Annotated in this window: 10 protein-coding genes and 1 pseudogene; 5 read left to right on the top strand and 6 right to left on the bottom strand. The window is 60.7% G+C overall.

Translation table 11 applies throughout. The features are described 5' to 3' along the window. Window positions 1-126 precede the first annotated feature (126 nt). The 4 genes and pseudogenes from AYK65_RS26670 to AYK65_RS26655 form a co-directional block, all read right to left on the bottom strand. Window positions 127-1,191, bottom strand: a complete 1,065-nt coding sequence (locus AYK65_RS26670) for a sensor histidine kinase (protein WP_081162144.1) — start codon at window positions 1,189-1,191, stop codon at window positions 127-129. Next, window positions 1,191-1,628 (bottom strand): response regulator, encoded by a 438-nt coding sequence (locus AYK65_RS26665; protein WP_026614887.1) that lies wholly within the window; start codon window positions 1,626-1,628, stop codon window positions 1,191-1,193. Before AYK65_RS26665 ends, AYK65_RS26670 begins: the two co-directional genes overlap by 1 nt. Beyond that, window positions 1,591-3,118 (bottom strand): annotated as a pseudogene (locus AYK65_RS26660) (sensor histidine kinase). The gene AYK65_RS26665 and the pseudogene AYK65_RS26660 overlap by 38 nt, the downstream one beginning before the upstream one ends. A 133-nt stretch (window positions 3,119-3,251) precedes the next feature. Next, window positions 3,252-4,532 carry an MFS transporter gene (locus AYK65_RS26655; RefSeq protein ID WP_081162348.1) on the bottom strand — a complete coding sequence of 427 codons (1,281 nt, stop codon included), beginning with the start codon at window positions 4,530-4,532 and terminating at the stop codon, window positions 3,252-3,254. Between the two features lie 335 nt (window positions 4,533-4,867). On the opposite strand from AYK65_RS26655, the gene AYK65_RS26650 reads away from it, so the two are divergent. The 4 genes from AYK65_RS26650 to AYK65_RS26630 all read left to right on the top strand — a co-directional run bounded on the left by AYK65_RS26650 (window position 4,868) and on the right by AYK65_RS26630 (window position 8,981). After that, window positions 4,868-6,262 (top strand): sigma-54-dependent transcriptional regulator, encoded by a 1,395-nt coding sequence (locus tag AYK65_RS26650; protein ID WP_081162141.1) that lies wholly within the window; start codon window positions 4,868-4,870, stop codon window positions 6,260-6,262. Between the two features lie 172 nt (window positions 6,263-6,434). Beyond that, the gene (locus tag AYK65_RS26645) at window positions 6,435-7,580 is read left to right on the top strand and encodes a DUF3734 domain-containing protein (protein WP_081162138.1); all 1,146 of its coding nucleotides are present in this window, start codon (window positions 6,435-6,437) and stop codon (window positions 7,578-7,580) included. Window positions 7,581-7,689: 109 nt separating this feature from the next. Next, window positions 7,690-8,256, top strand: coding sequence for a DUF1003 domain-containing protein (locus AYK65_RS26640; RefSeq protein WP_026614882.1), 567 nt, complete (start codon window positions 7,690-7,692; stop codon window positions 8,254-8,256). A gap of 443 nt (window positions 8,257-8,699) precedes the next feature. Next, window positions 8,700-8,981, top strand: a complete 282-nt coding sequence (locus AYK65_RS26630) for a hypothetical protein (RefSeq protein ID WP_051440510.1) — start codon at window positions 8,700-8,702, stop codon at window positions 8,979-8,981. Between the two features lie 324 nt (window positions 8,982-9,305). Here the strand turns inward: AYK65_RS26630 and AYK65_RS26625 are convergent, their stop codons facing one another. Next, window positions 9,306-11,303, bottom strand: coding sequence for an acyltransferase family protein (locus AYK65_RS26625; RefSeq protein ID WP_046119212.1), 1,998 nt, complete (start codon window positions 11,301-11,303; stop codon window positions 9,306-9,308). Window positions 11,304-11,707: 404 nt separating this feature from the next. Between AYK65_RS26625 and AYK65_RS26620 the strand changes: the two genes are divergently transcribed. After that, complete coding sequence (locus tag AYK65_RS26620; protein WP_026614879.1) at window positions 11,708-13,009, top strand: calcium-binding protein; 1,302 nt, start codon at window positions 11,708-11,710, stop codon at window positions 13,007-13,009. A gap of 174 nt (window positions 13,010-13,183) precedes the next feature. Here AYK65_RS26620 and pdxA read toward each other — a convergent pair whose 3' ends face one another. Beyond that, window positions 13,184-14,164 carry a 4-hydroxythreonine-4-phosphate dehydrogenase PdxA gene (pdxA, locus tag AYK65_RS26615; RefSeq protein WP_026614878.1) on the bottom strand — a complete coding sequence of 327 codons (981 nt, stop codon included), beginning with the start codon at window positions 14,162-14,164 and terminating at the stop codon, window positions 13,184-13,186. Between the last annotated feature and the right edge of the window lie 40 nt (window positions 14,165-14,204).

Raw genomic sequence — 14,204 nt, 5'->3', positions numbered from 1 at the left:
GTCGAAGTTGCCGATCGCGGCTGTCAAGGGCGATGCACACGGTGTGCCAGATGCTAGATGTTTGATTTACGTGATGTTTTCCGACTGATGGGCGAATAGCAGTGGATATCAACCACTCGGATCAGGCTAATCCACCACTCGTGTGGCCTCCGCTCCGGAAAAATCGACAAGGACCCGCGTTCCGCCGTCGCTTGCGTGGACGGTGACAACGGCCCCGAGCTTCACCGCCATCGCCTCGATGATGAGCTGTCCAAGCCCTGTGGAACCCTCTGCGGACCGCGATCGGTTACCTATGCCATCATCCTCGACGCAAAGACGAATGTCGCCTCCGGATGGCGCATGCAAAGTCACGCGAACGGGACCCTTTCCTGAGGGGTACGCGTGTTTCATCGCATTGATGATCAGTTCGGTAACGATAACGCCCACCGCGACCGCGCGGTCCGGGTCAATCGCGACCGGATCCGCCGCAAGCGAGAGCCACTCGTCGTCGGCCGCGGAGGCGCCAATATCTGCGACGAGCGCACGGAGGTAGTTGTCGAGCGCGACGGTGCGCACATCGTCTGAGGTATAGAGGCGCTTGTGCACCTGGGCGATGGCAAGCACACGGCCATAGGCGGAGGCGAGAGCCCCCTTCACGTGCGCATCAGGGCTCACGTCGCTTTGCATCAGGAGGAAGGAAGAGACGAGTTGCAGACTGTTGCCGACCCGATGGTTCACTTCGCGAAGCAGCACGGCTCTTTCGGCCGCGAGCGACTCGAACCGGTCCCGCGCGGCGCGGACCTCCGCTTCCGCCTCCTCCTTCTCGCGCCGCAATTTCGCCTGAGCCAGGGCGCCCTCGATCGCAACCCGCAACAGTGCGAGAAACTCGCCACCGACATCCTTGATGACGTAGTCTGCCGCGCCTGCTTTGAGTGCGGCGATTGCCACACGACCCTCGTCCGAGCCGGTTACGTAGACCACCGGCGGCGCATCAGGATCGGCGCGGATGGAACCGAGCGTCTGAAGCCCATCCTGGCCCGGCATGTAATGATCGAGCGCCACCACATCTATGCCGCCTGCGCGCAAGCGGCGAAGCCCCTCCTCTCCTGTCGCTGCGAGCTGGACGCTATAACCGTGCCGCTCGAACTCCTTGCTGACCAGGCGCCGGAGAGCGGGATCGTCGTCTATGTAAAGGAGCCGGATGGGCGCCATCACGAATTCTCTGCCACTTGGATAACCGAGAAAAAGAGCCCCAATTGCCGGATGGAATGGGCGAAGCTTTCATATTCGACCGGCTTGGTGATGTAGACGTTGCAGCCAAGATCATAGCACCGCTTGATCTCGTCCTGATCGTCCGTCGTTGTCAAAATCACCACGGGCGAGCGCTTCAGATGCTCGTCTGCCTTGATGCGTTTCAGAATGTCGACGCCCGACATGTCCGGCAGGTTGAGGTCGAGCAGTATGAGCAGTGCCCGGCGGGCATGCGCGCGGCCCGCGCCATCGCCGCCGAACAGATACGCAATCGCGCTCGTGCCGTCGCGGAACGCGACGATGTCGTTGCGCACGCCGGCCCGCTTGATATTTTTCTCGATGAGGCGCGCGTGGCCCTCATCATCCTCGATCATGACGATCGTGACGTGCGTAGTCATGGGTTTTTCTCCGGCAAAGCGCCCGCGTGGCGCGGCAGCGTCACCGTGAAGGTGCTCCCCCGACCAGCATCGGAACGGACGGTAATCGCGCCGCCAAGGCGACGGACAAGAGTTCGTACATATGTGAGGCCAATCCCCTCCCCCGGACGGTCCTGGGGGCCCGAGCGGCGGAATATCTCGAAGATCCGTTCGCGGTCGTTGGGATCGATGCCGCGTCCGTTGTCATTCACCTCGTAGACGACCTCCGACGCCGTCGCTCGACCGGTCACACGGATCTGGCCAGGCGTGTCGTCGCGCAGGTACTTCAAGGCGTTCTCCAGGAGATTGGCGAAAATCTGCTCGAGAGCAAGGCGGTCGCCGATGCAGGACGGCAGGGGCTCGATGGTGATTGAGGCTCCGGACTCCTGGGCCTGGTAGCTGAAGCCGTCGGCCGCGGTTCGGGCCAGATCCGTCATATCGATCAGTTCCAGGCGGAGCTCGCGGCGGCCCTCGCGCGTGAGCTTGAGAATGGCCTTGATCAGCCGATCCATGCGCACGATCGAGTTCTTGATGAAGCCAAGCGCTTCATCAAATTCCTGCGCAAGCCGCTCATCCGGTTCCGGGTCGACTTCGAGGCGTGCCCTGAGCAAGGAAATGCGTCCGAAGAGCTCCTTGCGCAGCACTTCCAGCTCACCCGTAAAGCCCATGATGTTAACGAGCGGCGAGCGCAGGTCGTGACTGACGATATGGGCAAAGTGTTGGATTTCCTCGTTGGCTTCCCGTAGTTCGGCAGTGCGTTTGGCCACCGTGACTTCCAGGGACTCGTTTGCCTCTTCCAGCGCTCTCTGGGCGGTCTTCAGCCGGCTCGTCGAGTGACGCACCAGGGCAACCGACGTCGCCGCCAGGGCAATGATGAGCGATGCGCCGAAGAGGCTGGCGACAAGGAGCAGGTGCGCCGTGCTCTGCGAAGCGCCGATCGCCTGTGACAGCAACTGCTGTTCGTGCCGGACGAGCTGCGCAATATTTGTCCTGATGTCCTCAGCTCGCGACTGTACCAGCGCATCACTTCCAAGAGAGGGGGAACGCTCGAGCTCGCCGCTTTCCAGTTTGGCAACGGACTCTTCGAGAAGAGCGAGTTCCGCCGTTACGGCCGCATCAAGCTTTGCCACAAGCGGCAGACGGCTTTCCTCCCCAACGTGACTGGATAGCGCTGCCTTGGCTTCAGCCAATGCATTTTTCACGGCCTCCACGTCGGCGAGAAAGGCATCACGATAACGTTCGGCTCCGGTAAGGAGCAATCCACGCTGATCGCTTTCAGCGCGCCAGATCTGACCCTGCAAATTGAGAAGTTTTTCCTTGGCGTTGAGCGTCCAGATCACCTGCCTGGAATCACCGCGCGCCTGGGCGACCAACCATACGGATGTTCCGCTGATCATTGCCAGGATCGCGAAGCCGAGCGCGAGAAGAACGGGCTGGCTCACGGTGAAAGAAGGAGAAAATCTCGACATCATGTTGGCACTCGCCTTCAAATCGCCCGATGCAGACTGCCCCGACTCATTGTTGATCGGGCGGACGGTCGAGCCGCCCGATCGGCCATAAGCTGGACCGGAAATCATAGCAAACATGTTCCCACCGGTCCTCTGATCAGGGCGATACAACGGGGTCCCTTTCCAGCCAGCCTCTGTCCCCGTTCCTACTCTCATCCCGCGTTTTTCCGAATTCGACTCCTTTCGCCTCCACACCGAAGCCGGCCAAAAGCGCAACAGCGATGGCGACGACGCCGACGACCGTGGCAAGGGCGAAAGCATAGTCACCGTTATAGCGCTCGGCCAGTCCGGCCTGCAGGGTTGCATTGGCGGAGGCGAGGAGGTTGCCCAGTTGATAGGTGAAGCCCGGGAACGTGCCGCGGATTTCGTCGGGCGAGAGTTCATTGAGGTGCGCGGGGATGATGCCCCATGCGCCCTGGACAGCGAACTGCATGAGGAACGCGCCGAGCGCCAGCAGCAGCGGACCGGATGAGTACACCCAAAGCGGAATAACGGGGATGGCAAACAGGGCTGCGAGCACGATAGCGCGCCGGCGGCCGATCCTTTCCGACAGGAGACCCAAGGTGATGCCGCCGAAAATTGCACCGAGATTGTAAACGACGGCAATCGTTCCAACGGTCGTAGTTGAGAACTTTTGCTGCACCTCGAGGAAGGTTGGGTAGAGATCCTGCGTGCCGTGGCTAAAGAAGTTGAAGGCTGTCATCAGGAGGATCGTATAGATCGTCAAGCCCGCATGCCGCCGCAGTGTGCGCCACAAGGCGCTCCGGTCAGGATTTCGGCGGTGCGCCAGGAAGATGGGCGATTCGTCGATATTCGAGCGGACATAGAACACGACGAGCGCAGGCAGCGCGCCGATCATGAACATACCCCGCCAGCCGACCAGCGGAAAAAGCAGGAAGAAGGCCAGAGAGGCGAGGAGATAGCCCGCCGGATACCCGGCCTGCAGGAGCCCGGAAACGAGGCCACGCGTCTTCGGCGGGATCGTCTCCATCGTCAGCGACGCTCCAACACCCCATTCGCCGCCCATCGCGATGCCATAGAGCGCTCGCAGAATGATGAGCACGGTCAAGGTCGGTGCGAAGCCGGAGGCGAATTCGAGTGCCGAATAGAGGAGGATGTTGACCATCAGTGTCGGCCGGCGGCCAAAGCGGTCGGCGGCGTAGCCGAAGATGAGCGCTCCCAGGGGGCGCATGGCCAGCGTCAGCGTGAGAGCGATGGTGACCACTGCGATGTCTGTCCCGAATTCCTCAGCCACATATTTCATGACAAAGACAAGGATGAAGAAGTCGAATGCGTCGAGCGTCCAACCAAGAAAACTCGCGACGACGGCGTTGCGCTGCGGCGAGGTCAATGAGCGCAGATCTGATAGTATGGGCATGTCTTCCTCCTTGGTCTCGGCGGTTCGCCGCAACACTGACTGTCTCGCGAACATGCGAGGCAGATCCGGCACCCCGGTTTTTCCAGGACGATGGGCGCGCCGCCCACTAGCGCTGCCTGGACCAAGACCACCAATCAAGGAATGGGCCAACCGCGCGATCGGAGGCTTTCGATCAGCGTTTCCAAGGAAAGCTGCATCGCCGGACCTTCACAGTTCCGGCTGTTGTGGTTTCGGATCTGGGCCACCTCAGCCAATTGGTGGTTTTCAACCACTTCTGTAGGAGGTAGCGTGCAAAACACAGCCAGGATCGCGCAGCCGCCGAAAGTAGAAGTACGATGAGTGACGAGCTTCTGATCATCGAGGACGACGCCATGCTCGGCATCGACCTCAAACGCTACTTCGAACGCGTGGGCTGGAGGACGCGGCTTGTCCGCAGCCTCGAGGAAGCGGGCTCTTTTGTCTTCGGATCTGGCTATGAAGGGCTCGTCGTGCTGTCGGATCTGCATTTGCCCGACGGCAACGCGCTCGACCTTCTGGAACGCGCCCGCGGCGAGGGCGATAGCCGGGAATGGATCTTTCTCACCGGCTTCGGCGAGGCGCCGGATGCCGAGCGGGCGAAAAATCTCGGCGCCTTCGACTTTCTGACCAAACCGATGGATCGCGAGCGGCTCGAGCGCATCGTTGCCGCAGCGCGGCGCGGCGCGCGCGCCCAGAGGCGAATCGCCGACGAAGCCTCGCAGCAGCGCAACCGCTACAGCCCGACCGCCTTCATCGGTCGCAGCAAGGATGCCGCGCGCGTACGCGATACGCTTGAAAGGCTGTGCCAGATCCCGCTCAGCAGCGTCATCATCTCGGGGGAGACCGGCACCGGTAAAGGCCTTGCGGCGCGAATCCTGCATCACAGCGGCACGCGCGCCGACGGCCCCCTCGTCGAGGTTAACTGTGCAGCCTTGCCGCGCGACCTCGTGGAATCCGAGCTCTTCGGCCATGAGGCCGGTGCCTTTACCGGAGCGAAAGGCAGCCATCGCGGCTTCATGGAGCAAGCGAGCGACGGCACGCTGTTTCTCGACGAGATCGGCGAACTCGATCTCGACCTTCAGGCGAAACTCCTCAAGGCGCTCGAGGACAAGGCTATCCGGCGAGTCGGCGGCGAGCGCATGATACCAGTCGACGTGCATGTCGTGGTGGCGAGCAACCGAAATCTGCCGGAACTCGTGGCCGAAAAAGCCTTTCGGGCGGATCTCTATCACCGGCTCAGCGTCTTCCAGCTCGATCTGCCGCCGTTGCGGGCCCGCAAAGCGGATATCGACGAGATCGTCGACGGTCTGATCCGCGAGTTCAACGCGATTGCCGGCAAGCGGGTTAAACGCGTTCCCGAAGCCGTGCGCGCGCTCCTTGCCGCATACGACTGGCCGGGAAACGTGCGCGAACTGCGCAATGTCGTGGAGCGGTCGGTGCTTCTCTCCACCGGCGAAGAGCTGCCGGCCGAATGGCTGCAGATCGCGCCGGGCGGTGCCCCGGCGAAGACGACGGCTTCAGGCGACGTCATCTCTCTTCCCTTGGACGGCTCCATGACATTCGACGCCATGGAGAAGTTGATCGTGGAGTCGGTCCTGCAGCGTGAAAACTACAACGTCATGGCGGCAGCGCGCAGGCTTGGTCTCACGCGCGAAACCCTGCGCTACCGCATGGCTCGCCATAACCTGCAGCGGCAGAGCCCGCCGCGCTGAGAGCGAATACATGCCACCGATGCATGGTGGATATCCACCTTCCGCGTCCCGTTCCGTCCCCCAATAGCTTAGCCGAGACGACAACCTCTCTGCGAAAACAAGGTGTTGCCGTGCTGGCACATGACTTGCTTGATCATGATGGCGCCAATTCTCCTAACCACAGGGAGCGATCATGCGAGCTTCAGATATTCCGAAACTTAACCGTCAAAAGAGCGCTTACGCCCAGACCGCGCTTGTCCTTCAGGGCGGGGGAGCCCTTGGCGCCTACCAGGCTGGCGTTTATCAGGCCCTCTCGGAGGGTGGCTACGAGCCCGACTGGGTGTGTGGCGTCTCGATCGGCGCGATCAATGCGGCGATCATTGCCGGGAATGAACCCGAGGACCGCCTGCGTCGTCTGAAGGCGTTTTGGGAACGCATCACCTGCGCTTTCCCTTGGCCCGCGCCCGCATGGGACACGACCGCGCGCCGGTTCTTCAACGCGGTCAGTACCGGTGCATCGGTGCTTGCTGGGCAACCCGGTTTCTTCCAGCCGCGCCTGTCTCCCGGCGCATGGCTGCAGCAACGCTCCCCGGATGTCGTGAGCGTCTACGACACCAGCCCTCTGCGCGAGACGCTCGAAGAGCTCGTCGATTTCGATCGGATCAATGCGGGCAAGACTCGCCTCTCGCTGGGAGCGGTCAGCGTCAGCACCGGCAATGGCATCTACTTCGACAGTGCCGAGCGCGCGATCACCGCCGATCATGTGATGGCCAGCGGAGCGCTTCCGCCCGGCTTCCCCGCCATCTGTATCGACGGCGAGTTCTATTGGGATGGCGGCCTGATCTCCAATACGCCTCTCGTCCATGTTCTCGACGAGGGGCCGAAGCAGGACACGCTCGTGTTTCAGGTGGACCTCTTCGATGCGCGCGGGGCTTTGCCCGGCGACGCGATCGAAGTCGAGGAACGCCGAAAGCACATCACCTTCTCAAGTCGAACGCGGTTCAGCACCGACCATTTTCAAGAGTTGCATGCGCTGCGGCGAGCGATCGTCAAACTGTTCGAGCAATTGCCGTTGCGAGCCAGACAGGATGCAGAGGTGCAGCGCCTCAGAGATCTTGGCACGTCTCATGCGATTTCGATCGTGCACCTGATCTATCGCCGCAGGGACTTTGAATGCATGGCGATAGATTACGAGTTCTCGCGGGCTTCGATGGAGGAGCATTGGCGCTCGGGCTATGAGGACGGAAACCGCACACTCGAACAGCCGCTCTGGCTCTCACCGCCGGCGGAAGAAGACGGTGTTCGGATCATCGACGTCGCCGGGACGGACCCCGACTGAAAACGAGTAAATAGTGTGCTTGCCGTCCCGCAAGCCGCGAGATGTATGCGGAGCGATCCGATCACTTCCTCGGCGACCGATATCGCTACCTCGAAGCGCGGAGATGAGAATGCAAAACAAGACTATTGCCGAACTGGCGGACCGCTGGCTGGATGAGGATCCAGGCGACCTTACTGAACTCGAGCAGACGGTGCTGCGAAGCGCCATCGAGAAACGCGCGGTTTCCAGGGATCGCAACGAGGCCTATGAGAAGGAGCTGACATTTGGCGAACGCGTAGCGGACGAAATCGCCCGGGTCGGCGGCTCGTGGACCTTCATCTTCGCCGCCTTGGCGTTTCTGTTGCTGTGGACCGTCGGAAACAGCCTGCTGCTCGGGCGCGACCAGTTCGATCCGTATCCTTACATTCTGCTCAACCTTGTACTGTCGATGCTCGCAGCACTTCAGGCGCCGGTGATCATGATGTCGCAGAACCGGCAGGCAGCGCGCGACCGTCTGGATGCCGCGCACGATTACCAGGTCAATCTCAAGGCTGAGATCGAGATTTTGGCGCTGCACGACAAACTCGATGAACTGCGCCGTAAAGAGATCCTGCAGATACGCGACCAACTAACTGAACTGGCGAGCCACCTGCAGCGCATCGAGAAAGGTGCGGCCGCGGAAAGCCGGCCGGAATAGCGAGAGATGAGAGACTTATGCGATCTCTTGAGCACAGAAGGAGAGCATCCACGTCTGTCGACCCTAATCGCTGCTCACCGTGGCGCTGTTCAAAACCATCCAGTCTGACGCATGCATGAAGATGCACGACAGAAATCACAGTCTTGCACTGGAAGGCATCAAGTTATCTATAGGTACATCGAACTTGATTCAAGTGGAGTATATCTATAGTCGTCTCTCTGTGCACTGTTTCGCAATATTTACACATACAATACGAGGAATATCCGGCGAACACTTTGTCGAGATGGTGGCAATATTATTAATTATTATTAAGATGACTGTCGGTATGAAGGGACGTATTATTATTTTGAGGCTGGATACTGCTGACGACCGAAAGTCGCGACACACCAGTATCGGACAGCCCGACTGGAAGCTCATGCTTCCCAATTCTAGGAGACTTTAAAATGCGCTCGTTTATCAAGACATCCGCAATGGCAGCAATCGCCCTGTCATTGGCCGCAGGCGGCGCTTTCGCAGCCGAACATCACGGGCACGAGGATCGTGGCATCTCCTCGAGCGGCCCCTACAATGGCGACTACTACCAGGGCATCCTCGGCGACGATGGCGCTGCGACGGCTGCGCAACCTGTGTTCCGGCCGACAGCTACTGTGCTTCCGAGGGGATCCCATGCGCAGCTGCAAAAGGATGTACATAGGCTCGAGTGGGACCTTGCACGGTCGGGCTGAAAACTAAGCGCCGAGGCGGATACCGCCCGCGAAGCTGGGCTGTTTCGTGATAACAGTGCAGCGCCTCAGAGCATCGCCGCAGCTGAACTGCGGCGATGCTCTCGCAATACGGAACAGCATATCGGCCCTCCCTCCGATCAGATGGCCACGTAGCGGAACGGCAAGTGCAGGATGAAAAGGCGTCCCGCTTCCTATTCTGCGTGTTTTGCATGGCGTCCAGATGTGGCCCGTTGAGTTCAAGGACGAAAGCAGCGGAGTCGCCACATCGGCCGGTAACGGAGTGCCGCTCGACGTTTTCACTTATGAGCAGAGAAACTGAGTTCTTCACCCATACCTGCCTCCGGAACCTGCGGCATCGCGGATAATCGGCGCGAGTTGGCGGCCGAGTTCGTCGCTCAAGGTGCGCATGTAAGTCGCTGTCACGTGATGCCTGTCGTAGTAGACCAGCACATTGCCGATGACCGGCGGGCAGGCTTCGGAAGTGCAGAAGAAATCCGTGAAATCCAGAAAGTGCAGCTTTTCCCCAGGGGGAAGTGCCGAGGCCGGACTGGAGCGCGACAGCACCAAATCGCGCTTCACGACGCATTTTGGTGAGAAGCGCCCATTGATTTCGACGCACTCCGGTACATCGAAGCCGAACCAGGGCGTGTCGCGCATCGCCACCACCTGGATTCCCGCCCGGGTGAGCCTCTGCCATTGTTGGCGAAAACCAGCCGGGGTGTCTTCGATCCCGCCGACCACACGTGTCGAAGTCGTAAAAACCAGATCCGGCTTTTCCGACAGGAGTCGTTTCATCAACTGCTCCTGCCATTTCGCACAGGCTTGGCGATACTCCGGTGATTCCGACATTTCCTGCGCGCTCAATACGCAACTGCTCTTTGTGTAGGTAACGATCTTCCAGCCGGGATACCGGGAGAAGACGCGCTGGAGGGCTGGTAGCCAATGCACACTGTGTGATCCGCCGACGAGCGCCAGCACATGGGGCGCATCTGCCGGGCCGAAAACGCAGCTAAGCAAGGAGGTCCCCAGCAAAGTCTGATGGCAGCCCAGGCGATACACATCTGCATCATCCCACCTTGCGGTCAGCGGGCCGGGGTGGACGGGGATCTCACTCGATAACGGGAACGGTTCGTTGATGGCCGCTGCACCGGGATAATGTGCGGCGTCAGCGACTCGCAGCCGCTCCTCGTTCATCATTCGGCTAACCTGACCGTTCCAGATCAGCAGGCCGGTGGCGATCGCAGCGAGGGCACCGGTCGCGGCGATCGCCGTCGGCAACGGGCGATCCTTGCCTGCCGAAAAACGTGGCTCAATAAGCTGCGTGGTAACATGAGACAGGAGGATTGAGACGAGCAAAACGCCCGTGCCTCCAACGATTCCCGCCGATGTCTGATAGGAGAGGGTCAAATACAAGACCAGGATCGGCCAGTGCCAGAGATACAAACTGTACGAGATGTTCCCCAGCCACTTCAGAGGGCGCGCGCCCAGCAATCTGGCAACACCAAATCGCAAAGGCGGACCATCGCCGCAAACGAGAATTGCTGCCGCAGCCAGCGTCGGCCAGAGCGCTGCGTAACCGGGGAAAACTGTCGAGACTTCGAGCAGAATACCGCAGCTCAAAATGGCCAGTAGACCAATCCACCCGCCGATGGTGCGTTGTATGGACGTGAGTTTGATATTGGGGAGCAGCCGCGAAACGACGCCACCGAGCGCGAATTCCCATATTCGTGCAAAAGTATCGTAATACGCGAATGCCTGATTTCGCGACGTCGCATAAACCGAATAGGCGAGCGACAGCGCGAAGGTGCCCGTAAGAAACGCCAATAGGCTGACCCGCGATGGTCGCCGCCTGATGAAAGTGAACACGGCGAGTCCAACAGCCAGGATCAGCAGCGACTGAACCTGCGCGGAGAGTGCCCAGTAATGCTGGAGCGGGCTTCCGACTTGATCTCGTGCGAGGTAGTCGATCGCCGCGTTCGCCAAGTACCAGTTTTCGACGTACGCAGAGCTTGCGGCGAGCTGGTCGATAACGGTCTCCCATCGCATCCTCGGCAGCCAGAACGGCGCCGAAAGAGCAATAACTGCGATCACTAATAAGGAAGCAGGTAGAAGCCGGCGAGCCAACCTCGTGGCGAAGAGAACAAGGTCGACGGCATGCCCAGCTTCCGCCTGGCGCGCGAGCGACCCGATGACCAGATAGCCGGATACGATGAAGAACACATCGACACCTCCTGAGACCCGGCCGATCCATATGTGATACACCGCGACCAGCATTACGCCGATCGCCCGCAGGCCCTGAATATCATTCCGTCGCGCTGCCATTGCGTGGAGTCACCCCAGCGACGTCTACGAACGTCTTAGAATATCACAAGCTGAAATTGAGTAAGGTCGCGGTTTCGCTTCCTGAATCGGCGTGAGAACTGCTGACGTCACAATGCACTTGAGACGGCCGGCCCCTCCAAGCCCTAACCCGAAGGGCGTACATCTAAAGGGCGATTTGATACTATCTCCCAACTACTTTAGCGTGCTCTTCGCCCGCAATCAAAGGGTGGGTCGAATGCGAACTTTAACTCAGACGGGTGCAAGCTGCGGTTCGACAAGGGTGGGCGGAATATAATCTTGTCCCTGTCGCTTGCGTAATTGCCTGATCGCGGCGTCCCGGAAGCGGATCCTCGCAACAGGACAGTTCAAAAGCAAAAGAGCGCCAAACACGAGGGAGAAGATTCATGGCAAACCTGATCGGTGGAATCCCGCCTTATCGTGGCATCAATAACTTCATCACCGGCACGTTCGACGGTGACTTCATCTTCGGTGACCCCTATACGACTGGTAACACCCTTGGCGTGCGTGAGATCGGCGGTCCGTTAATCGCCGGCAGTGGCGGCAGTGACTGGCTCATCGGTCTCGGCGGCCACGACTGGCTCTTTGGCGATGCCTGGGAGATCGGCGGTACGGGCCGGGGCGGCAACGACTGGCTCATTGGCCTTAGCGGCGACGACTGGCTCTTTGGCGACGCTTGGGAGATCAGTGGTGAGGGCGAAGGCGGCAACGACTGGCTCGCGGGCGGCAAGGGGGATGACACGCTCTACGGCGATGCCAACACCATGTCCGACCGCGCCCACGGGGGTGACGATCAACTCTTCGGTGGTGAAGGGAACGATACGCTCTACGGCGATGCAGAGGTCATGGGCCCAAATACTGTGGGTGGCGACGACCATCTCGTCGGCGGCTCAGGTGACGATCGACTTTTCGGTGATGGAGCTCAGGTGTCTCAGTTCCCCCTATTTGGCGCCACCGGCGGCAACGACCACCTCGAGGGTGGCGCGGGAAACGACACCCTTCTTGGCGATGCCGACACTTCGTCCGGCATAAGCTTGGGCGGCAACGACTGGCTCGAGGGCGGCTCGGGGGACGATCTTCTTGTCGGTGAAGGCGGCATCTACCCCTTCGGCGGCATAGGCGGCGACGACCGGCTCGATGGCGGCGCAGGAAACGACGCTCTCTACGGCGACGACCTCGGTGGCTTGGCCGAAAGCGCCCGAGGCGGCAACGACCAGCTCAACGGCGGAGCGGGAAACGACGTCCTCTACGGCGAGGGCTTATTCATGTACGACCACGCCTCCGCCGGCGACGACCGGCTCGACGGCGGCTCGGGAGACGACATCCTCGTCGGCGATGCCGAGTCGGTGGGACTCGCCTGGGCCGGCACTGACCTCCTGATCGGTGGGAGCGGTAACGACCACCTGTACGGTGATGAGATCGATTTCTCTTTCTTTCAGGGCACCGCCGACCAGTTTCTGTTCGAGCAACACAGCGGGCGAGACACAATCCATTTCTTCGAGCTCGGCATGGACACCATCCTGATCGACAGTGGCTACGGCTATACCAGCTTCGCGGAATTACAAACCAACATTAGCGATGACGCAAATGGCAACGCGGTCGTGCATCTGAACGGCACGGTCGACCAGATCACTTTGACTGGCGTTCAGGCCGCCAATCTCACGGCTGCCAGCTTCTTCTTCGTCTGATTGGCACCGCTTGCGAATGCGGAGAAGACGGGCAGCACGCGCTCGACATGATCGTTTGCGGGAGACGGCGTGACAGCGGAGCGACTAGATCCGATTTTGACCAGCCGCGCCACCGGCTGGTCATCGGAAGCGAGGCCTCCGCAGCGACCTGCTTGGCCTTGGCCGCCAGGCTAACTATTGCGGCCGCCTCGGCGAGGCAGCAACAAGACGTGCATAGGCGATCGCTGACAGCATATTGACGTGGTTGGCCTTGCCGGTTCCGGCGATGTCGAAGGCGGTTCCGTGGTCGACCGAGACGCGATCGATCGGCAATCCGAGCGACACGTTCACGGCCGTGTCGAAGGCGACGAGCTTGATCGGGATGTGACCTTGGTCGTGATATTGCGCGACGACGAGATCGAAGGCGCCGTTATAGGCGCGCGCATAGACAGTGTCGGCAGAAATCGGGCCGGAAACATCGATGCCCTTGGCCTTGGCGAGCTCGACGGCGGGCGCCAGGAAGCGCGTGTCCTCGTCACCGAAAAGGCCGTTCTCGCCGCAATGCGGATTGAGGCCGGCGACGGCAATGCGTGGCTTCCGGCCGAGCCGCATGAAATGATTGTGGCCAGCCTCGATCGTCGCCAATACCCGCTCGACCGTCGCCCGCTCGATGGCGCCGCGGAGCGACACATGCGTCGAGACGTGGATGGTGTTGAGCCGCTCCGAGGCAAGCAGCATGAAGGAGCTCTTGGATCCGGTCAGGTGCGCCAAAAGCCCGGTATGACCGTCGAAGTGATGACCGGCGAGGTTCATCGCCTCCTTGTTGATCGGTGCGGTGACGATGCAGTCGGCCTCCCCCGCCAACGCCATCTCGACAGCGCGGCGAATATAGCGGACCGAGGCTTCGCCGGCCGCGGCGCTCACCCTGCCGATCTCCGGCAAAGCCGCGCCGAGAGGCACCTCCTCGACCAGAATGGCGCCATCCGTCCTGCTCGTCGTAAGGCCCAGGGAAACCCCGGTCGCTTGCTTGGCGCGCTCAAGCGCCTCGATATTGCCGATCACGGTGAAATTCGCGCGCTCCTTGTGCGGGAGCGTCGCGAGCGCCTTGACGATGACTTCCGGCCCGACGCCGGCGGGATCGCCGAGCGTGATTGCGACGCGGGTCTCCTTGCCCATTTTTTCTCTCCCTCAAGGAACGCTCATCGGCGCCGCGCGT

It is taken from the genome of Ensifer aridi (assembly GCF_002078505.1).
Classification (GTDB): domain Bacteria; phylum Pseudomonadota; class Alphaproteobacteria; order Rhizobiales; family Rhizobiaceae; genus Sinorhizobium; species Sinorhizobium aridi.
This window is presented reverse-complemented; position numbering and strand designations above follow the sequence as displayed.

What these genes read in the sequence shown, in the direction of transcription:
- AYK65_RS26670 (WP_081162144.1), bottom strand. Translation starts at nt 1,191, where the DNA reads ATGGCGCCCATCCGGCTCCTTTACATAGACGACGATCCCGCTCTCCGG.
- AYK65_RS26665 (WP_026614887.1), bottom strand. Translation starts at nt 1,628, where the DNA reads ATGACTACGCACGTCACGATCGTCATGATCGAGGATGATGAGGGCCAC.
- AYK65_RS26655 (WP_081162348.1), bottom strand. Translation starts at nt 4,532, where the DNA reads ATGCCCATACTATCAGATCTGCGCTCATTGACCTCGCCGCAGCGCAAC.
- AYK65_RS26650 (WP_081162141.1), top strand. Translation starts at nt 4,868, where the DNA reads ATGAGTGACGAGCTTCTGATCATCGAGGACGACGCCATGCTCGGCATC.
- AYK65_RS26645 (WP_081162138.1), top strand. Translation starts at nt 6,435, where the DNA reads ATGCGAGCTTCAGATATTCCGAAACTTAACCGTCAAAAGAGCGCTTAC.
- AYK65_RS26640 (WP_026614882.1), top strand. Translation starts at nt 7,690, where the DNA reads ATGCAAAACAAGACTATTGCCGAACTGGCGGACCGCTGGCTGGATGAG.
- AYK65_RS26630 (WP_051440510.1), top strand. Translation starts at nt 8,700, where the DNA reads ATGCGCTCGTTTATCAAGACATCCGCAATGGCAGCAATCGCCCTGTCA.
- AYK65_RS26625 (WP_046119212.1), bottom strand. Translation starts at nt 11,303, where the DNA reads ATGGCAGCGCGACGGAATGATATTCAGGGCCTGCGGGCGATCGGCGTA.
- AYK65_RS26620 (WP_026614879.1), top strand. Translation starts at nt 11,708, where the DNA reads ATGGCAAACCTGATCGGTGGAATCCCGCCTTATCGTGGCATCAATAAC.
- pdxA (WP_026614878.1), bottom strand. Translation starts at nt 14,164, where the DNA reads ATGGGCAAGGAGACCCGCGTCGCAATCACGCTCGGCGATCCCGCCGGC.